Here is a 20,147-nt window from a genome sequence, read left to right on the forward strand (position 1 = left end):
GCTGAGCTGGCCTAGTTGAGCCAGCCAGTGGTGAAAGGCTTGAGTATCCATGAGCGGCAGACCTCCCGAGCGGATGCCTGCCTTTCAGATTAGTTCTTGCAACACATCATTGGGACATAGCCTTTTTCATTACGGCAAATAACCGGCGTCCAGGCGAACTGGCCGCGGTCGGGGCGACTCAGCACCCCGCCTCGGGCTCACCCGACTCAGCGCTGCAGCGCCTCGCGTCCCACTGCAAGGTTCTTGCGGGCGAAGTGCTCGCGGGTCAACTTGACCACCACCGGGCTGAGCAGCAGCAGAGACAGCAGGTTGGGCAGCGCCATCAGGCCGTTGAGGGTATCGGCCAGCAGCCAGGCGAAATCCAGCTGGGCCACCGCGCCGAAGGGTACGGCCAGCACCCAGAGGATGCGGAACGGCAGGATGGCCTTGGTGCCGACCATGAACTCCCAGCACTTCTCGCCGAAGTAGCTCCAGCCGAGGATGGTGGTGAAGGCGAAGACCACCAGGGCGATGCTCAGCAGTGAGCCGCCGTAGCCCGGCATGGCCGATTCGAAGGCCGTCGCCGACAGCGCGGCACCACTGGCGCCGCTGGTCCAGGCGCCCGAGGCGATGATCGCCAGGCCGGTCAGGCTGCAGATGACCAGGGTGTCGATGAAGGTGCCGAGCATGCCGATCAGGCCCGAGCGCACCGCGCTGTTGGTGGTGCCGGCCGCCTGGGCGATGCCGGCGGTGCCCAGACCCGCCTCGTTGGAGAAGATGCCGCGGGCCACGCCGAAGCGGATCGCCGCCATCACCGCGGCGCCGGCAAAGCCACCGGTGGCGGCCAGCGGGCTGAAGGCATGGGTGAAGATCAGCTCGAACGCCGCCGGAATGGCATCGGCATGCACCACCAGCACCACGATGGCGGCGACTATATAGGCCACGCACATGAACGGCACCAGGGTCGCGGCGACCTTGCCGATGCGCTGGATGCCGCCGAGGATGACCAGGCCGACCACGACCATGGTGACCAGGCCGGTCGCCCAGGCCGGAACGGCGAAGGTGGTTTCCAGGGCGGCGGCCATGCTGTTGACCTGGACCATGTTGCCGATGCCGAAACCGGCCAGGCCGCCGAAGATGGCGAAGGCGCTGCCGAGCCACAACCACTTCTGGCCCAGGCCGTTCTTGATCGCGTACATCGGCCCGCCGACGTGTTCGCCGCGATCATCCTTCTCGCGGTAATGCACCGCCAGGGTCACCTCGCAGTACTTGGTGGCCATGCCGACCAGGGCGGTGCACCACATCCAGAACAGCGCGCCGGGGCCGCCGAGGAAGATCGCGGTGGCCACCCCGGCGATATTGCCGGTGCCCACGGTGGCGGCCAGGCAGGTCATCAGCGCCTGGAACGGGCTGATCTCGCCGCTGGCCTCGTCGTCCTTCTTGCGCCCCTGCCACATCAGGGCAAAGCCGGCGCCTATCTTGGCCAGCGGCATGAATTTCAGGCGCAGCATGAGGAACAGACCGGTGCCGAGGATCGCCACCAGCATGGGTGGTCCCCAGACCAGGCCGTTGAGTTGATTCACCAGAGTGTTGATGGATTCCATCTGAGGTTCCTTATTCTTGTAGTAGGCGCGAGGTTGGGTACCCTTCGCATGCTCGACCGCCGGGTAGGCAGTACACGTCACCCCCTTGCGTAGCGACCTTCATCTGCAGCAGCACCTGGAAGAGCCAGGCAGCGGCAACGGGCAAGGGCCGATCGCAAGGGCGGCCAGTATACGAAGATAAAATCAGTGATTTTTACTGTTTGGAAAGGAAATATCAGGTGTTATGTGCTGCAAAAACAGGAATAACATCATCTAACAACGACATTTTGCCAGATTGACCGCATAAACCTCGACTCGACAATCACCGCAGACCCAACCTCGGCGGACGGATTGCGGTGCCTAGAAGTCGCGCCGATAGAACAGGTCCAGGGAGCTGGCCAGCCCACTGGCGGCCTCGAGATAGAGCCGCTTGCCCAGTTCGTAGCGCAGCGCCACGGTGTTCGCCGGCTCGAATACGCCCACGCCGTAGCGCAAGCTCAGGCGCTCGGACAGGTTGCCGCTGGCCACCACACTGGTGGTCAGCCCGCTGCCTTCGGTGTCCAGGCGAAAATCCTCGATACCCAAGCCTTCGGCCAGGGTGCCGGCCAGCGGCGCGCTGCCGGCCAGGCCCATGGCCAGTGCCGCCTGGGCGAGCAGGTTGTTGTCGCCACTGCCCTGCCCCAACGGACGCCCCAAGACCAGATAGGACAGGGCCTGCTCCTGGCTCATGGCCGGCTCGGAGAACACCTCGGATTTCGGCTGGTCGGCACTGCCGGACAGGCGCAGGCCGGCGACCACCTGATCGACCCGGCGAATCGCCTCGACATCGATGAAGGGCCGATCGATCGGCCCGGCGAACAGCAGCCGCGCCCGACGCAGGGTCAGGCGCTGGCCATAGGCGCGAAACCGGCCGTTGTTCAGGCTCAACTCGCCGCGGGTGTCGAGGTCGTTGCCGATATGCACGGCGCCGGCAAGATCGGCCTTCAGGCCAAAACCGTTGAAACTCAAGCGCTCCTGGCCGACCTCGACATCGATGTCCATGGCGATCGCCAGCGGTTTTGACGCCGGCGCCTGGCGACCGACGATGACCGCATCATCGGAAACCTGCACGGTCTCGGGCGGCAGCTCGCGAATCACGATCTTGCCGCGCGGAATCCCGACCCGGCCAGTCACCGACAATTGATCGGCCGCCAGGCGCAACTGCAGGTCCGGCTCGACTTCCAGTTCGGCATAGGGCTCCAGATTGACCGGCAGGCGACTAACGCGCACCCTCAGCTCGGCCTGCAGGCCGTCGCTCCAGGCCAGCTCGCCGTTCAGCCTTCCCCTTCCCCGCTCGCCGCTGCGCCAGTCGCCACTGAGCTGCAAGCGCTCGCCGGCTATCAGCGCCTGTACCTGCAGCTCCTCGAAACTGCTCGGCAAGCGACCTCCAGACAGGTGCCCGTCAACCAGCTGCAGGCGGCCGTCGACTTGCGGCGCCAGCAGGCTGCCACTGAGCCGGCCGTTGCCCTCGAGGCGACCGGCCAGGCGCTCGAGCGTCGGCAAGAAGGGTCGCGCCAGGGCCAGATCCAGCCCACTGAGGCGAAACGTCCCGCTCAACGGCTTGCTCGCCGGGCGCGGATCGAGTTGCGCCTGCAGCGCCAACTGACCGATCTTCGGCGCGCGCAGATCCAGCTGGGTATCGATGCGCTGAGCGCCGAGCTGACTGCTCAAGCGCAGGCTGTCGTAGGTGAAGTCCAGCCACTGATCCTGCTCGCGAACGCGCCAGGTTCCGGCGCCGGCATCCACCACGACCTGGCCCTTGGGCCCGCTTGCCGGCAGGTCGAGGCTGATCTCGGCATCGAGCCGGCCCTGCCAGGCAAAGTCACTGGGCAGCCAATGGCCGAGGCTGGCCAGCGGGAAATTGGCCAGGCGCATGCGCAGACGGGGCTCGGGTAGCAGGCGCTGCTCGTCGCCGCACAGGCTGGCCTGCCCGGCGCGCCAGCAATGCTCGCCGAGGCTGAGCCGGCCATCGGCCAGGCGCACCAGCGTGGCAGGCGCCTGCAAGCGCCAGTCCTGGCCGCCAGACTGTACCTCGCCCCGGCTGAGCTGCCCGCGCCAGATGCCCTTGTCGAGCTTTCCCTGCAAGGCCAGGGTGCTCTCCAGCAAGGGGCCAGCAAGCTCGAATTGCAGCCGCTGCCGATGCCGATCGCCCTGCCCGGCGAGGCTCAGGCGGCCGAACTGGGTATCGCCCACGGCCACACCCTGCGCATCCAGCTGCAGGCGTCCACGCTGGCCATCCTCGAGGCGGGCATCGAGTTGCAGCCCCTGCACGCGCCGGTCGGCCAGCGCCAGGCGCTGGCCCTGCAGGCGCAGCTGGCCCTGCGGCGCCTGCAGGGTGCCGCCCAGCTCGAGCCGACCCTCGAGCCGGCCCTGCAGATCGGGCCAGAGCTGCCCCAGTCGCGCCAGGGCGATGCGCAACCGGCCGTCGAGCCGTTGCTTCAACTCGACGCTGCCGTCGATACGGTTATCGCCCAGGCGCAGGTCGAGGCGGGTCAACGACCAGTGCTCGCCCGCTGCGCTGCCCTGGGCCTGCAGCCGGGCCGGCTGGCCACGCAGGCGGCCGGCGAGATCGGCGTCCAGGTTCAGGCTCAATTGCCCGCGGACCAGCTCGCCCTGACTGCGCAGCGGGCCGCCCAGCCGCCCCGGCAGTTGCGCCAGCCAGTGGGCCGGATCGAGTTCGCCCAGTTGCAAGCGGGCATCCCAGCTCAGGCCATCGGCAAAACCCAGGCTCAGCTGGCCATCGGCCCGGCCCTGGCCGGCGCGCAGTTTCAGCTCGGGCAGGAACAGCTGCTGCAGGTCGCCGCTCAGCGGGCTGGCCAGACTGAAGCCGCCGGCCGGCCCCTCCAGTTCGGCGCTGAAGTGGCCCAGGTAGTTGCCGCCCTCATAGGCCAGTTCGGCGCTCAGCTGGCGCAATGCCACGGGCTGCTCCTGGGCCATGGGCAACAGCCGCTGCCAGGGAAAGTCTTGCCACTCCAGGCGTCCATCGGCACTGAAGCCCTCACGCCAATCCAGGATGCCACTGAGCTGCAGGCGCCGCTCGGCGTCGGCGCTCAGGCTCAGCCGGGTGATCTCGGCCCCCTGCCCGGTCACCCGTCCCTGCAGCAGCAGCGGCAACGCCCCCTCCGCGGCAGGCAGCTCGGCGTTGCCGTCCAGGGCATAGCCCTGCTCGAGGTCGCCACGGGCATTGAGCGTGACGCTATCCAGGCGCAGGGTATCCGGCAGTTCGCCGCTGGCCTTGAAGCCGTCGGCCACCAGCTGCGCGCGGGCCGGCAGGTTGGCGGCCAGCGGCTGCACCTCGCCGGTCAGGCGCCCCTTCAGGTAGCCGCTGCTGTCTGCCGTCAGCTTCAGGCTACCCTGCAGGTCACCCTCGACCCGCACCGCCAGCCGCCACTCCTGTTGTTCGGGGGCCGGCAGCTGCAACTCGCCGCGAACGTTGAGCGGCCACTGGCCGCTGGGCTGCAGGCTTCCCTGCAGCTCCAGACTCAGCGCCTCGCGCCGCACCCGCAGGCTGTCGATACGCAGCCCCTGGGTGCCCCAGTGGGCGGCCAGGTGCAGGCCTTGTAGCTGCTCGGCGCCATTGACCCGCAGCCGGTCGATGCGCGCCTCGCCGAGCCGGACCGCCAGCGGCAGCTGCAGCGCCGGCAACTGCAGCGGCGCCTGGTCGGCCTGCGCCCCCGTGGGCAGGGTCAGGTCGATCCGTTCGGCCTGCAGCCTGTCGACACACAGGGTCAGGCGCAGTAGGCAGCTCGGAGACCAGGCCAGCAACGGCGCATCGACCTCGACCCGCCGACCGCCCTGCGCCCAGCTTAGGTGCCTGGCCTGCCACTGGCCCCCCAGGCGTCCGCTGAACGCCTCCACCTGCAGGCCCGGCACCCGATCCAGGGCCCAGCGACTGCCGCCGCCGCTGCCCAGTACCCACAGCAGCGCCAACAGCAGTGCCGCCAGGACCGCGAGCAGGCCGTACAGGCCCGGCTTGAGCAGCCGCCTCACAGTTCTGGCCCCATGGAGAAGTGCAGGCGCACACCGCCCTGATCATCCAGCGGATGCGCCAGGTCCAGGCGCAGCGGCCCCACCGGCGACACCCAGCGCAGCCCCAGGCCGACCGAACTCTTCAGGGTCGGCAGGTTCAGCGAGTTGAAGGCATTGCCCTGGTCGACAAAGGTAGCCAGGCGCCAGCGCTCGGTCAGGTTGTACTGATACTCGGCGCTGGCGGCGAACAGGTAGTGGCCGCCGACCTTGTCGCCCTGGGCGTTCTCCGGCGACAGGCTCTGATAGTCATAGCCGCGCACGCTCTGATCGCCGCCGGCGAAGAACCGCAGCGACGGCGGCACGCTGCCGAATCCGCTGGATTCGGTGCCGCCAAACTGCAGGCGACCGAGCAGCCGGTGCTTCCCGGCCAGGGTAGTCAGGCCCTTGAGCAGTACATTGCCGTGGACTACGTCGGCATCGGCCAGCAGCCCGCGCTTGGCCACGGCCAGGTCGAACTGCAGGCGATAGCCGCGCCGTGGATCGATCGGATTGTCGCTGCGCAGATAGGCGAAGCTGATCCCCGGCATCAGCAGGGTGCTGAGTCCCGAATCATCGCCCAGGCGATACTCCTCGCGCTGCCACTTGAGCGACATCACCCGCTGCCAGCCATTGTCCAGCTGGCTGTGCCATTCCGGTCCCAGGCTGAGCAGGCGACTGAGGCTGTCGGTATCGGCCAGCTCTTCATATTGGTAGCCGCCGACGTAGCGCAGTTTGTCGGTCAGCGGCGGGTCGCGCGGCACCTCGTACCACAGGCCGATATTCTGCCGCGGCGCCGACAGCTCCATCTCCGCGCCATAGCTGTGGCCCTGCGGATTGGCCCAGTGGCGCGTCCAGTCGGCCCGCCCGCGCGGCCCGACGTCGGTGGAGAACCCCAGGCCGAGGCCCAGGCTGCGCGGCTTGCGCGCGACCAGCTGGACCTTGACCGGAATGCGCTGGTCGACCGCGGCGTCCGGATTGGCATCGACCCGCACCGACTCGAAGTAGCCACTGGCGCGCAGCGCCTGATAGAGCTCGGCGATCAATTGCGCGTCATAGGCGGCGTCCGTGGCGAACGGCACCATGCGCTGCAAGAGGTCATCGTCGAAGGGGGCATCGCCGCTGAAGCTCACCGCGCCGAGCTGGTAGCGCGGACCACTGACATACACCAGTTCGATATCGGCATAACCGGCGCGCGGGTCGATGCGCAGGCGCTGGCGACTGAAGTGACCGGCAAAGAAGCCGTAGCGCGAGGCGCGGTTCTGAATGCGCCGCTTGGCCTCCTCGTAATACCCATGGTTGAGTACCGCGCCCGGCCGCAGGCGCTTGTCGGAGAGGTCGAAGGCCTGCAGCTGCCGAGCCGGACCTTCTACCCGCAAGGTCACCTGGCGCAAGCGTACCGGCTCGCCAGGCTGGATGCGGATGACCAGGCTGGGCGGGTCCTGATCGATGACTTCGCTAGTGATTCGAGCCTGGTAGTAGCCCAGCGCCTGGGCGGCTTTGAGCGCCTGGGCCTCGGCCGAGCGGCGAAAGCGCTGCAGGGACTGCGCGTCGCGTTCGCCGAGAGCGCCGATATAGCCCTCGACATTGCTGCGCAGGGCCTTGTTGGCCGGCTGCACCCTGACCTCCAGGCGCGCCTCGGCCAACAGCGAACCACTGCACAGAACAATCGCCAGGCCGATGCACAGCTTGTTGAACAGACTCATGCAGCGAATGCTAGCACGCGCCATGCCCCAGCCTAGAGCCGCCGTCGCCTTGCCGCCGGCCACAGCGTTACCCTTTGTTGCAAGCCGTTGGCGACAGGGGTCAGGCGCTGGCCTTGGCCACCGGCTGCGGATTGGGATGAAAGAACACGTGCTCGATGATCGGCCCGACCGCCACCTCGCCCACTTCCTCATAGCCCTGGCGCTTGTAGAAATCCAGGTAGCGTGCATTGCCGGTGTCCAGCACCACGCCCTGCGAACTGGCATCGGCGGCGCACCAGTCGTGCAGGGCCTCGAGCAGCTGTTCGCCGTGGTGCTGGCCCTGAAACTCGGGATGTACGCCGAGCAGCGGCAGCACGTGATAGGGCCCGGGCGGCAGGCAGGCAAGCACCGCGTCGTGGTATTCCAGGTAGCGTTTGGTACAACGGAAGCCGGCGGTCAGCAACATGCGCATGCGCCAGCCCCAGCTCTCGGTGATATCCAGGCGCCGCCGGGGCGGCGCGATCAGCGCCATGCCGATCAGCCGGTCATCGATCAGCAGGCCGATCGCCGGCAGCTCTTCGTTGAAATGCTGCAGCACCAACTCGCGCACCGTGGCGCGCACACGCTGGTCGTAACCGGGCCGCTCGGCCTCGAACAGGTAGGCGAAGGTCGGATCGTGGCGGTAGGCGTGATACAACAGGGAGCGTGCCTCGCGTACGTACCCCCCATCGAGCATACGAATTTCAGCAGGACTGTTTGGCATGCGCGCGGACCTCTGTTGTCTGTCTATTTGGCCTAAAGCCACCCTAGCACCGCATTCCCGCGCTCGCCAGATCGCCGGCCGCCAGGTCGCTGGTGGGTTGCCCCGCCGATGGGCTAGCATCCCAGGCTACTCCGAAGAAAACCCAGGATCTGCCCCCGCATGAAGATTGTCTCCTTCAATATCAACGGCCTGCGCGCCCGCCCCCACCAGCTGGCGGCGCTGATCGACAAGCACCAGCCCGATATCATCGGCCTGCAGGAAACCAAGGTCGCCGATGAGCAGTTTCCCGAGGCAGACATCCGCCAGCTCGGCTATCACGTGCATTACCACGGCCAGAAAGGCCACTACGGGGTGGCGTTGCTCTCGCGCCAGGCGCCACTGGAGCTGCACAAGGGCTTCCCGGATGATGGCGAAGAGTCCCAGCGACGCTTCATCTACGGCACCTTCGCCGATGCCCAGGGTCAGCCGGTGACCGTGATGAACGGCTACTTTCCACAGGGGGAAAGCCGCACCCACCCGATCAAGTTCCCGGCCAAGCAGCGCTTCTACGCGGACCTGCAGCAGTTGCTGGCTAGCCGCTTCCAACCCGAGCAGGCACTGGTGGTGATGGGCGACATCAATATCTCGCCGGAAGACTGCGACATCGGCATCGGCGAGGAAAACCGCAAGCGCTGGCTGCGCACCGGCAAATGCAGCTTCCTGCCGGAGGAACGCGAGTGGCTGGCCAACCTCAAGGACTGGGGCCTGATCGATAGCTTCCGACAGCTCAACCCGCAGGTGAATGACCGCTTCAGCTGGTTCGACTACCGCAGCCGTGGCTTCGAAGACGATCCCAAGCGCGGCCTGCGCATCGACGTGATCCTGGCCTCCAAGGCGTTGCAGCCGCGCCTCAAGGACGCCGGCATCGACTACGAACTGCGCGGCATGGACAAGCCCTCGGACCACGCACCGATCTGGCTGGAACTGGCGTAGCCAGGCCGCCAGCGGCAGCGCCGCACACGACCAGAAGTCCCGGGCTAGAGCCACGGCCCAGCCCGCGGATGTCATATTTCAGTCATCTTTCTGTCTTATAGTCGCGGCATTCAGCCTCCATACAAGGTGTCTGCCGCATGTCGCGCGCCCTGCTGCTCGGTCTCATCTGCTCTGCCCTGTCCTGGTCGGCATCCGCCGCCCTGCCGATCCCCGCCGACGGCGCCAGCGCCCTGCGCATCCAGGGCTCCAACACCATAGGCGCCAAGCTCGGTCCGGCGCTGGTCAGGGGGCTGCTCGAGGAACAGGGCTTCAGCGCGATCCACAGCCAGGCGGGCGCTGCAGAAAATGAGCAGCGGATCGTCGGCAAGAGCGCCGAGGGTCGCAGCCTGAGCATCGAGGTGGCGGCCCACGGTTCGGGCACCGGCTTTGCCGCCCTGCAAGCGGGCAGCGCCGACCTGGCCGCCTCCTCCCGGCCGATCAAGGACGGCGAGGCCCAGGCCCTGGCTGCCCTGGGCGACATGAAAAGCCGCGCGGCCGAGCAGATCATCGCCATCGATGGCCTGGCGATCATCATCCACCCGAGCAACCCGGTCGCTGCCCTGCGCACCGACCAGCTGGCACGGATATTCGCCGGTGAACTGCAGGACTGGGCAGAGCTGGGCGGCCGGCCAGGCCCTATCAACCTGTATGCCCGGGACGACAACTCGGGCACCTATGACACCTTCAAGGAACTGGTATTGAGCGCCAATGGCAGGTCCCTGGCGGCCGGTGCCCGGCGCTTCGAATCCAGCGACAGACTCTCCGACCTGGTCAGCCAGGACCCGCAGGGCATCGGCTTTATCGGCCTGCCCTATATCCGCCAGGCCAAGGCCGTGGCCATCGCCGCCGGCGATTCGCGGCCGATGCCGCCGAGCGTGACCCTGATCGCGACCGAGGACTATCCGCTGTCGCGCCGGTTGTTCCTGTACAACCAGCAAGAGCTGAAGAACCCCTGGGCCCAGGCGTTGGTGCGCTTCGCCCACAGCCCCCGCGGGCAGGCGATAGTGGCGCAGAACGGGTTTATCGCGCAGACCGTGCAGGCGGTCAGCGTAACCCCGGACGGCGCCATGCCCACGGCCTACCAGACGCTGGCGCGGGAGGCCCAGCGCCTGTCGGTGAACTTTCGCTTCCAGGAAGGCAGCGCCAGCCTCGACAACAAGGCCCTGCGCGACATCGAGCGCGTGCTGAGCTTCCTCCAGGCCCACGACAAGCTGCGGCACAAGGTGGTGCTGGTCGGTTTCGGCGACCCCAAGGCCGATCCGGCCCGCGCCCAACTGCTGTCCAAGCTGCGCGCCATGGCGGTGCGTCGCGAGCTGGCCCGCCAGGGCGTGATGTTCCGCGCGATCACCGGCCTGGGCGACGAGCTGCCGGTCGCCGCCAACGATGGCGACGAGGGACGCATCAAGAACCGCCGCGTCGAAGTCTGGGTGTATTGACCCGGTCAGGCGCAGGCGCCGCGCCCGCGGCGGCACGGGCCCTGAATCGACCGGCCAGTATTCGCTTCGGCAGCTGTCATGGCGTACCCTTTAGGCCAATTGCCGGCGGCTGCGGCTTTGCTGTCTCGCACCCCGCGCAGTCGGCCCTAGGGGAGTGCAATGGACATTACGATCGAAACCCTGCAACGTCGCGGGCAACGGCTCTGGCGGGTGCGCGCCGGGCCGCGTGGGGTGACCTTCCACGAAGAACTGGCGGCACGCGCCTTCGCTGCCCAGCTGCATCAGCGCCTGCTCTGGCTCAGCAGTCTCGCCGACAGCGAAACCGGCGACAGGCAGCCTCGCTGAGCTGCGCGCCGCCATCACGCGCGGCTGGCGGGCCTACCGGCACTCGTCCAGGCAGTCGCGCAGCGGGCGTGGATGCTCGACTCCGTAGCCCTGGACGAAATCGACCCCCAGTTCGACCAGCACCTCGCGGATGCTGACGGTCTCGACATACTCGGCGATGGTTCTGCGCCCCAACAGGTGAGCGATCTCATTGATCGACTTGACCATGGCCAGGTCGCTGGGCGAGCGCTCGATCTCCTTGACGAAGCTGCCGTCGATCTTGACGAAGTCCACCGGCAACCGCTTGAGGTATTCATAGGACGAGAAGCCGGTACCGAAGTCGTCGATGGAGAAGGTACAGCCCCACTTCTGCAGATGCCGCACCAGATCCGCCGTCTTGGTCAGGTTGGCCACCGCGGCCGTCTCGGTCAACTCGAAGCAGATCTTCTCCGGGGGCACCGCGTAGTGCTCGAACAGCGATTCGATATAGTGCAGCAGCTTGTCGTCATTCAGGCTGCTGCCCGACAGGTTGATCGACACCCCACTGGCGCGCGTCCAGAAATTCGGGTGGTCGGCCAACTCGCCGAATATCCGGTTGAGCACCCAGCGATCGACCTTGGTCATGCGCCCGTAGCGCTCGGCGGCCGTGATGAAGTCCTGCAGGCTGATATCGTTCTGCATGACCAGCAGCACCTCGTAATGGGGCAGCTGGTCGTGGTCCAGCGGCGCCGGGGCGATCTGCTGCACACGCAAGCTCAGCTCACCCTGCTCGATGACATCGTCGACGCGGCCGGCGATCGCCATCAACCCGGTATGCGCCCCATCGATCTCGTCGGCGTAGACATGCACGCAGTTGCGCCCGGAGTTACGCGCCGTGGAGCAGGCCGTCTGCATGTCACGAAGCAGGTTGACCACATCGTGCCGCTCGCTCATCGGCACCACGCCCAGGCTCATGGTGGCACTGTGCAGATGCCCGGCCCATTCGAACTGGTGGCTCTCGGTGGTCGCCCGCAGCTCCTCGGCCAACTGGCAGGCTTGCGCCTCGCCGGCCCCGGCCAAGGCCACCGCAAAATCGGCGCCACCGATGCGCGCCAGGGTTGCCGTCGCCGGCAGCCGCTCGGCCAGCAAGCCGGCGAGCTGCTTGAGGTAGGCGTCGCCGGCCAGGTGGCCCAGGCGCGAGTTGAGCAAGCCGAACTGGTCGATGTGGCCATAAAGGAAGGCACTCGGCGCATCGGCGGCCAAGGCCTGGGCGATAGTCGCCTCGAAGCTGCGTCGATTGAGCAGGCCGGTCAGTTCGTCGTGACTGCGCACATGGGCGATGTCCCGATACAGCTTGCCGACGATGTCCTCCAGGTGTTTCTGAATGACCCCCTGGCCGTGGGCATCGGGCGCCGACGCGGCCAGCCAGCCGGCGGCGAACCTGTCCATCAGCTCTAGGCTATTGAAGCTGCCGCTCTCGCGGCCCTGGCGGTCGACCAGAACGTAGTGGTCGGTATCAGGGTTGGCCCAGACCAGCTGCAGGTAGTCGCCCTGCTCGGTGGTCAGCCAGTCGCCGACGTTGAGCTCCTCCACCCGTTCGCGCCAACGCTGCTGGGCCGGCGACCAGTTGCAGGCCGGGGGCGCCGGCGCAGGCGGCGGCAGATCGACGAACTCGACCGGATGCTCGCCCAGCAGCTGCTGCTGCAACTCCTTCAACACCTCGGCATGGCGGAACTGGCCCGGCAAAAAGGACTCCATGCGCTTGCGCAGCAGTTGCAGAACCGGTTCGGTCTCGAAGCCACGCTCGATCCGGCAGGCCCCGTAATCCCAGTCCTCCACCTCGTCCTGCAGCCAGCCCTTGAGCTGGCGCAGCACAGCCAGGTCATCCAGCCACTCGAAGCTCTCTTCGCCCTGGCGAATCAGTTCGTGCACCAGCAGCTCGCGCCAGCCGACATCCAGCCAGTCGAGCAGCACCTTGGGGGCCCGTGGACCGAACAGTCTGGCCAGCTCGCGCGCCACCTGCTGGCGAGCCTGCTCCAGCACATCGCGCCCGCGCACGTACTGGCGCACGCGCGCGGCATTGTTGCTATAGGCGCGCCGTTGGGTGGCCAGCAATTGCTCGAGTTCCTGGTCGAAGCGCTGGAACACCGCACTGTCGCCGTCGTAGTCGGCGACGATCGCATCGATCAATTGCCGTATGCGGCCCTCCAGCACCTGGTTGGCTGGCTCGGCGATATCGCAGAGCTGCATCAGCTTGTCCAGGGTCGCGCGTACCGGATGCGTCGAGTCGGCAAAGGCGGCCGGGTCGAGCAGCGCCGCCTGGGCGACCGGCAACATGAGCTGGCGCAACGCCGGCTTGATGTCGCTGGCGATCAGTGCCTCGTGGTCGACATGCTGGAACAGCTCGGCCACCACCCCGGCGTCGGCGCTTTGCCGGGGCGAGAGTTCGGCCCCGGACTGCTTGAGCGCCTCGACAAAGCCCTCCGCCGACCAGCCTTGCTCGGGTGCCGGCAGTCGCTGCAGCTTGGCCAGGGCCTCGTGCAGCACGGCCGCATCGGCCGCCTGAGGCTGCGCAGCGGCAGAATCTTCGCCGACCGGGGCCTGCGCTTCTTCTGCAGGCGTGGCACCGACCGCACGCAACTGCTCGAGCGCCCGATAGGGTGCATCGGGGGCCGGGGCCGAGGGGCGCCGGCGCACCTCGCGCAGCGGTAGCGCCACCGGCTCGATTCGGGGCTCGACGTGAAACTGATCGAAGACCGCCTCCAGCTGCTCATAGTAGGCTTTCAGGTCGTTCGCCAGCACGCGCGCGGCGGCGCCGTAGAACACCTCGCGCACCGCTGGGAGCAGCTCGCGCAGCTGCAGTTTTGCCTGCAGGGTGCGCACCAGGAACTCGAGCGATAACGGACTCTCGCGATCCCTGGCCTCTGCGCCCGTCACCGCATTGAGCCTGGCGCAACTGCGCCACTCCTGTACCCCCAGGGACTCTCGCAACTGACGCACCAGGCGCCGCGCCTCGAGCATCTCGTCCACTTCGTCGTCATCGACCAGTTGCCACTGGTCGGCATCGCTCGGGGCCTTGGCCTGCTCGATGATGCCGACGGGCAGCAGGCCGCGAATGGTGTCGATGGTCTCGACGATGGCTCGATCCCGCTGCCCCCGGCACAGCCGCAGGAAATCCTCGCAGCCCTGGGCCTCGCTGTTGGTGCGCGCCAACAGGCGCTGTTCATTGAGCGCCAGGGTCGTGGCATCCATCAAGGCTTCCAGACAAGGAACCAGATGAGCGCTGACCGCTTGGCAAAGGGTATCCACTACGGGTATGCGTTGCTGCGCCTGCATCCCTCATCCCCCAACGTCCTGTGCTGTTCGACTGCGGCCCTCTCACTATAGACGGCCGCACGCCCCTGAACAGGCCTCCACTGGTCGTATCGCGCACTGAAAACGAACAAGCCCGCACAGTCGGCGGGCTTGCTTGCACGGCTCGGGCACGGCGCGAGCGCCGCAATGGCGCTATCTGGCCATGTATTTGCCGATCTCGAACTTGCCGATGGCGGCGCGGTGCACCTCGTCCGGGCCGTCGGCCAGGCGCAGGGTGCGCTGCATGGCGTACCAGTAGGCCAGCGGGAAGTCGTTGGAGACCCCGGCACCGCCGTGGATCTGGATGGCCCGGTCGATCACCTTGAGCGCGACATTCGGCGCCACCACCTTGATCTGGGCGATCTCGCTGGCGGCGATCTTGTTGCCCACGGTATCCATCATGTAGGCGGCATTGAGGGTCAGCAGGCGCGCCATGTTGATTTCCATGCGCGAGTCGGCGATGTGGTCGATGTTGCCACCCAGTCGCGCCAGCGGCTTGCCGAAGGCGGTGCGGCTGATCGAACGCTCGCACATCAGCTTGAGGGCGCGTTCGGCCATGCCGATCGAGCGCATGCAGTGGTGGATGCGGCCCGGGCCGAGGCGCCCCTGGGCGATCTCGAAGCCGCGGCCCTCACCGAGCAGCACGTTCTCGTAGGGCACCCGTACGTTCTCGAACAGCACCTCGGCATGGCCGTGCGGGGCGTCGTCGTAGCCGAACACCGGCAGCGGACGCAGCACCTTGACCCCCGGAGCGTCCATCGGCACCAGGATCATCGAGTGTTGCTGGTGACGCGGCGCGTCGGGGTTGGTCAGGCCCATGAAGATCATGATCTTGCAACGCGGGTCGCAGGCGCCAGAGGTCCACCACTTGCGGCCGTTGATCACCCACTCGTCGCCCTCGCGCACGGCACGGGCTTCCATGTTGGTGGCGTCACTGGAGGCCACGCCTGGCTCGGTCATGGCGAAGGCCGAGCGGATCTCGCCACTGAGCAGCGGCTTGAGCCACTGTTCCTTCTGCACCTCGTTGGCGTAGCGCACCAGTACTTCCATGTTTCCGGTGTCCGGGGCGGCGCAGTTGAAGGGTTCGGCGCCGATCAGCGAGCTGCCCATGATCTCCGCCAGCGGCGCGTACTCGGTGTTGGTCAGGCCGGCGCCCAGTTCGGATTCCGGCAGGAACAGGTTCCACAGCCCCTCGGCCTTGGCCTTGGTCTTCAGCTCTTCCATGATCGCGGTGGGCTGCCAGCGGTCGCCCTCGTTGACCTGCTGCTCGAAAACGGCCTCGGCCGGATAGACGTGGGCCTCCATGAACGCGGTGACGCGTTCACGCAGTTGCTGGACCTTGGGGGAGTAGGCGAAATCCATGGGAGCTACCTTCTGCGGGTGTGTTTGGTGAGGTGTGTTGCGCTGTGGAAATGATGCTAGAGCAGGGATAAAGATTTATCTAAGCTATTTTCATCGTGTATAAACATTCATCACCGATATATGATCCGCTGATACCGAAAACCCTCGGAGCCCCTGTGCAATGAATCTGAACAAGGTCGATCTCAACCTCTTTATCGTCTTCGATGCCATCTACACCGAGGCCAACCTGACCCGCGCCGGGCAGATCGTCGGCATCACCCAGCCGGCGGTATCCAACGCCCTGGCCCGCCTGCGCGAAACCTTCAACGACCCGCTGTTCGTGCGCACTGCCCAGGGCATGGTGCCCACGCCCATGGCGCAGAACATCATCGGCCCGGTGCGCAACGCCCTGCAGCAGCTGCGCATCTCGGTGCAGGAGAGCCGCACCTTCAATCCAGCCCAGGCCAACAAGACCTACCGCATCAGCATGACCGACCTTTCCGAGGCGGTGATCCTGCCGCCGCTGTTCCAGCGCCTGCGTCGCCTGGCGCCGCAGCTGGTGATCGAGAGCATGCTGGCGCGCCGACGCGAGACCACCAAGGAACTGGCCGCCGGGCGCCTGGACTTCGCCGTGGACGCGCCGCTCAACATCGACCCGCAGGTGCGCCACGTCAAATTGATGGAGGACCGCTACGTCTGTGCCCTGCGCAAGGGCCACCCGCTGGCCAAGGACAAGATCAGCCTGGACGAGTACCTGTCGCTGACCCATATCCATATCTCCAGCCGCCGCAGCGGCCTGGGCTATGTCGACCTGGCCCTGGGCAAGATGGGCATCCAGCGCAAGATCGCCCTGCGCTCGCAGCACTACCTGATGGCCACCATGGTGATGCAGCAGACCGACATGGCGATGACCGTGTCGGACCGCTTCGCCCGGCGCAACGACCTGCATTACGTCGAGCTGCCGGTGAAGGACGTGCCGATCCAGGAAGTCCACCTGTACTGGCACGAGAGCACCGATCAGGACCCGGCCAACCGCTGGATGCGCGAGCAGATCATCGAGATCTGCCAGCAGGTCACCGCTCAAGAGAAGAAGCTGGACGCCGCCAGCACTTGACTTCCTGCCACACAAAAAAAGCCCCGCATGGCGGGGCTTTTTCATGCAACCACCGGCTCAGGCGCTGTCGCGCAGCACCACCTCGAAGCCGACGTCGATCCGGTGGCTCGGCGGTTGCTCGCCACGCATCAGGCTCATCAGCATCTGCGCGGCCAGCTCGCCAACCTGGCCGCGAATGGTGCGCACCGTGGTCAGCGCCGGGTGCACCCAGGCGGCGGCCGGCAGGTCGTTGAAGCCGGCAATGGCCAGCCGCCCGGGCACCTCGAGGCCGAGCTGGCGGGCGCGAAACAGTGCGCCCATGGCCAGGTCGTCGTTGTTGAAGAACACCGCATCGGTCTGCGGCTGCTGCGCCAGCAGGCGGTCGAGCAGGCCGGCGCCCAGGCCGATGGAGGAGCGCTCCGGGGTCAGCAGCTCCAGCGCCGGATCGTGGCGCCCCGCCGCACGCATTGCCTGGCGATAGCCCTCGGCCCGTTGCAGGGTACGCGGATCGAGCTGGGCGGCGACGAAGGCAATCCGCCGGTAGCCGCGCGCGATCAGCGCCCGGGTCATGGCCGCCCCCGCCTCCTGCTGGGAGAAGCCGACGCAGTAGTCGTCCGCCGCGTCGCTCAGCTCCATCATGCTGACGATCGGCCCGCGGTAGCCGCCGAGGATTTCCCGCGCCGCGTCGCTGCGCTCGAAGCCGGTGAGCAGCAGGCCAGCCGGCTGGTGCGCCAGGTAGGCGCGCAGCAGCCGTTCGTCCTCCTCGGCGCGGTAGTGGCTGACCCCGAGCATCATCTCGAAGCCGGCCGGCATCAGCACCCGCTGGATCGCCTCGGCGGTGTCGACGAACACTGCGTTGGACAGCGAGGGAATGATCACCGCGACCAGGTTGGAGCGCGAGCTGGCCAGCGCCCGGGCCGCCGAATGCGGCACATAGCCGAGCCGCTTGACCGCCTGCATCACCTGCTCGCGCAGCGCATCGGAAACCATCTCCGGCTGCGACAACGCGCGCGAGGCGGACATCAGCGAGCAGCCGGCGGCCGCGGCCACATCGGACAGGGTGACGCGTTCGGCACTGCGACGACGGCGTTGGCTCATAACGACTCCATGACTGGCAGCGGGCGAGTCTAGCAGGGATAAAAAAGCGGGGTACGCCGCCCTGGGCCGGCACCATGCGATGACCGGACATCCTGGCGCACCCCGCGAAGCTTCAGTCGCCGGTCTTGGCCAGCTCGGCCTGGACCTGGTCGAACAGCGGCTGACCGACGGTGTCGATCACCTGCTGGATCGCCGGCTGGGCCTGCTCGCGCATGCGCTGGATTTCCTCGTCACTGATCTGGTTGACCTGCATGCCATGCTCCTTGAGCTGGGCCAGGGCCTTGGCCGCCTCGGCGCGGGTGTCCTGGCGTTCGAAGTCGCGGGCCTTGATCGCCGCGTCCATGATGATGCCCTGCTCGGTCTCAGACAGGCCATCCCACCAGCGCTTGGAGGCGGTGACGATCCACGGGCTGTAGACATGGTTGGTCACGGTCAGGTACTTCTGCACCTCGTAGAACTTCGACGAGAGGATGGTGTTGAACGGGTTCTCCTGACCATCCACAGCCTTGGTCTCCAGCGCGGTGAACAGCTCGGAGAATGGCAGCGGCACGGCGTTGGCGCCCATCAGCTTGAAGGTCTCGAGGAATACCGGGTTGGGCATCACCCGCAGCTTGATCCCGGAGAACTCCTCCAGCTTGGTGATCGGCCGCAGGTTGTTGGTCATGTTGCGAAAGCCGTTCTCCCAGTAGACCAGGCCGACCAGGCCCTTCTCCTCCAGCTTGTCCATCACCTGGCGGCCGACCGGACCGTCGAGCACGGCATCGGCCTGCTGCTCGCGGCTGAACAGGAACGGCGTGTCCCACACCGCCATCTCCTTGGTGATGCCGACCAGGGTGGCGGTCGAGCCGACCATCATCTCCTGGGCGCCACCGATCAGGGCGTTCTGCATCTGGTTGTCGGCGCCCAGGCTGGCGGCGCCATAGGTGCGCACCTTCAGCTTGCCGCCGGAGGCCTTGGCCACTTCCTCGGCCAACAGCTTGGCCGCGCGGCCCTGGTTGCTGTCCTCGTTGAGGCCATAGCCGAAGCGGATCATTCGCGAGCGGATTTCATCGGCCTGGGCGGTGAGCGTGGCGAGTGGGCTGAGCAGAGTAGCGGCGGCGAGGCCGGCGATCAGAAAACGTCTCATGAGGCTAGTACCTTTGTTGTTGTGGATGAGCATGGGTAAATGGGTCAGCGCAGCCATGCCAGCGGCACCGTGACGATCGATGGGAAGGCGATCAGCAGCACGACTATCGCCAGGTAAATCAGGAAGAACGGCATCACCCCGCGCACCAGCACGTCCATGCGCAACCGGCCGATACCGCCGACCACGTTGAGCACCGTGCCCACCGGCGGGGTGATCAGGCCGATCGAGCCGATCAGCACGAACATCACGCCGAAGTACACCGGGTCGACCCCGGCCTTGGCGGCGATCGGCGCCAGCACCGGGGCGAGGATGAGGATGGTCGGGGTCAGGTCGAGGACCATGCCGACGGCGATCATCAGCAGCATGATCGCCGCCACCAGCAACTGCGGATGATTGGCCAGCGGGCCGAGCAGCGCGGCGATCTCCTCCGGCAGCTGGGCCAGGGTGACCATGTAGGCCGACACCGTGGCCGCCGCGCAGAGGAACATCACCGAGGCGGTGGTGCGGCTGGCGCGGGTCATCGCCTCGACCAGGGTGGTCCAGCTCAGCTCGCGGTACAGCAGGGTCGACACGCCCAGGGCATAGACCGCCGCCACCACCGCCGCCTCGGTCGGGGTGAAGATGCCGAAGCGCAGGCCGCCGACGATGATCACCGGCAGCATCAGCGCCGAGGCGCCATCGACCAGGGCGGCGCGGCGCACCTCCGGACTGGCCTTGGCCGGGGCCGCCTCGGTGAAGCCGCGGGCGATCAGGCTCCAGGCCAGGATCAAACCGCCACCCATGATCAGCCCCGGCACCAGCCCGGCCATGAACAGCTGGCTGATCGAGGTGTTGGTCACCACCCCGTAGATGACGAAGGGCATCGACGGCGGAATGATCGGCGCGATGATGCCGCCGGCCGCCACCAGGCCGGCCGAGGCATGCAGCGGATAGCCGCGCTGGCGCATCATCGGCAGCAACAGGGTGGCCAGGGCGGCAGTGTCGGCCAGGGCCGAGCCGGACATGCTGGCCAGCAGCACCGCCGCGGCGATGGCGACGAAGCCCAGGCCGCCGCGCTTGTGGCCGACAAAGGCCTGGGCCATGGCGATGATGCGCCTGGAGATGCCGCCGGCGTTCATCAGCTCGCCGGCGAGGATGAAGAAGGGCACGGCCAGCAGCGGGAAGCTGTCGGCGCCGGCCAGCAGGTTCTGCGCCAGCAGCTGCACGTCCCAGAACTCCAGGTACCACATCAGCGCCACGCCGGTGAGGATCAGGGCGAAGGCGATCGGCATGCCGAAGGCCATGAACCCCAGCAGGGAAGAAAGGAAAACCGCGACGGTCATCGGTGGGTC

At 67.0% G+C, this 20,147-nt stretch carries 13 protein-coding genes; 4 read left to right on the forward strand and 9 right to left on the reverse strand.

Annotation, left to right across the window (positions count from 1 at the left end; genetic code table 11):
* Positions 1 to 206 precede the first annotated feature (206 nt).
* The 4 genes from AB5S05_RS19540 to AB5S05_RS19555 form a co-directional block, all read right to left on the reverse strand.
* The gene (locus AB5S05_RS19540) at positions 207 to 1,583 is read right to left on the reverse strand and encodes an alanine/glycine:cation symporter family protein (protein ID WP_369289197.1); all 1,377 of its coding nucleotides are present in this window, start codon (positions 1,581 to 1,583) and stop codon (positions 207 to 209) included.
* 339 nt (positions 1,584 to 1,922) lie between these two features.
* Complete coding sequence (locus tag AB5S05_RS19545; RefSeq protein ID WP_369289198.1) at positions 1,923 to 5,591, reverse strand: translocation/assembly module TamB domain-containing protein; 3,669 nt, start codon at positions 5,589 to 5,591, stop codon at positions 1,923 to 1,925.
* Positions 5,588 to 7,312: an autotransporter assembly complex protein TamA gene (locus tag AB5S05_RS19550; RefSeq protein ID WP_369289199.1), complete on the reverse strand. Its 1,725-nt coding sequence runs from the start codon at positions 7,310 to 7,312 to the stop codon at positions 5,588 to 5,590. Before AB5S05_RS19550 ends, AB5S05_RS19545 begins: the two co-directional genes overlap by 4 nt.
* Positions 7,313 to 7,412: 100 nt before the next feature.
* Positions 7,413 to 8,054, reverse strand: a complete 642-nt coding sequence (locus AB5S05_RS19555; protein WP_369289200.1) for a GNAT family N-acetyltransferase — start codon at positions 8,052 to 8,054, stop codon at positions 7,413 to 7,415.
* 159 nt (positions 8,055 to 8,213) lie between these two features.
* Here AB5S05_RS19555 and xthA point away from each other — a divergent pair, with 159 nt between their 5' ends.
* The 3 genes from xthA to AB5S05_RS19570 all read left to right on the forward strand — a co-directional run bounded on the left by xthA (position 8,214) and on the right by AB5S05_RS19570 (position 10,846).
* Complete coding sequence (gene xthA, locus AB5S05_RS19560) at positions 8,214 to 9,026, forward strand: exodeoxyribonuclease III (RefSeq protein ID WP_369289201.1); 813 nt, start codon at positions 8,214 to 8,216, stop codon at positions 9,024 to 9,026.
* A gap of 137 nt (positions 9,027 to 9,163) precedes the next feature.
* A complete protein-coding gene (locus tag AB5S05_RS19565) occupies positions 9,164 to 10,501 on the forward strand; it encodes a substrate-binding domain-containing protein (RefSeq protein WP_369289202.1) in 1,338 nt (445 codons plus the stop codon).
* Between the two features lie 159 nt (positions 10,502 to 10,660).
* Positions 10,661 to 10,846 (forward strand): hypothetical protein, encoded by a 186-nt coding sequence (locus AB5S05_RS19570; RefSeq protein WP_369289203.1) that lies wholly within the window; start codon positions 10,661 to 10,663, stop codon positions 10,844 to 10,846.
* Positions 10,847 to 10,879: 33 nt separating this feature from the next.
* Here AB5S05_RS19570 and AB5S05_RS19575 read toward each other — a convergent pair whose 3' ends face one another.
* Both AB5S05_RS19575 and AB5S05_RS19580 read right to left on the reverse strand, forming a co-directional pair.
* A complete protein-coding gene (locus AB5S05_RS19575; protein ID WP_369289204.1) occupies positions 10,880 to 14,140 on the reverse strand; it encodes a DUF1631 family protein in 3,261 nt (1,086 codons plus the stop codon).
* 171 nt (positions 14,141 to 14,311) lie between these two features.
* The gene (locus AB5S05_RS19580; RefSeq protein ID WP_369289205.1) at positions 14,312 to 15,520 is read right to left on the reverse strand and encodes an acyl-CoA dehydrogenase; all 1,209 of its coding nucleotides are present in this window, start codon (positions 15,518 to 15,520) and stop codon (positions 14,312 to 14,314) included.
* Between the two features lie 160 nt (positions 15,521 to 15,680).
* Between AB5S05_RS19580 and AB5S05_RS19585 the strand changes: the two genes are divergently transcribed.
* Positions 15,681 to 16,613 (forward strand): LysR family transcriptional regulator, encoded by a 933-nt coding sequence (locus AB5S05_RS19585; protein WP_369289206.1) that lies wholly within the window; start codon positions 15,681 to 15,683, stop codon positions 16,611 to 16,613.
* Between the two features lie 57 nt (positions 16,614 to 16,670).
* Here AB5S05_RS19585 and gntR read toward each other — a convergent pair whose 3' ends face one another.
* The 3 genes from gntR to AB5S05_RS19600 all read right to left on the reverse strand — a co-directional run bounded on the left by gntR (position 16,671) and on the right by AB5S05_RS19600 (position 20,138).
* A complete protein-coding gene (gene gntR / locus AB5S05_RS19590; protein WP_369289207.1) occupies positions 16,671 to 17,690 on the reverse strand; it encodes an HTH-type transcriptional regulator GntR in 1,020 nt (339 codons plus the stop codon).
* A 112-nt stretch (positions 17,691 to 17,802) separates the two neighbouring features.
* Positions 17,803 to 18,816: a TRAP transporter substrate-binding protein gene (locus tag AB5S05_RS19595; RefSeq protein WP_369289208.1), complete on the reverse strand. Its 1,014-nt coding sequence runs from the start codon at positions 18,814 to 18,816 to the stop codon at positions 17,803 to 17,805.
* Between the two features lie 44 nt (positions 18,817 to 18,860).
* Positions 18,861 to 20,138, reverse strand: coding sequence for a TRAP transporter large permease subunit (locus AB5S05_RS19600; RefSeq protein WP_369289209.1), 1,278 nt, complete (start codon positions 20,136 to 20,138; stop codon positions 18,861 to 18,863).
* Positions 20,139 to 20,147 lie beyond the last annotated feature (9 nt).

The organism is Pseudomonas zhanjiangensis (assembly GCF_041027545.1).
In the GTDB taxonomy this organism is placed as follows: domain Bacteria; phylum Pseudomonadota; class Gammaproteobacteria; order Pseudomonadales; family Pseudomonadaceae; genus Aquipseudomonas; species Aquipseudomonas zhanjiangensis.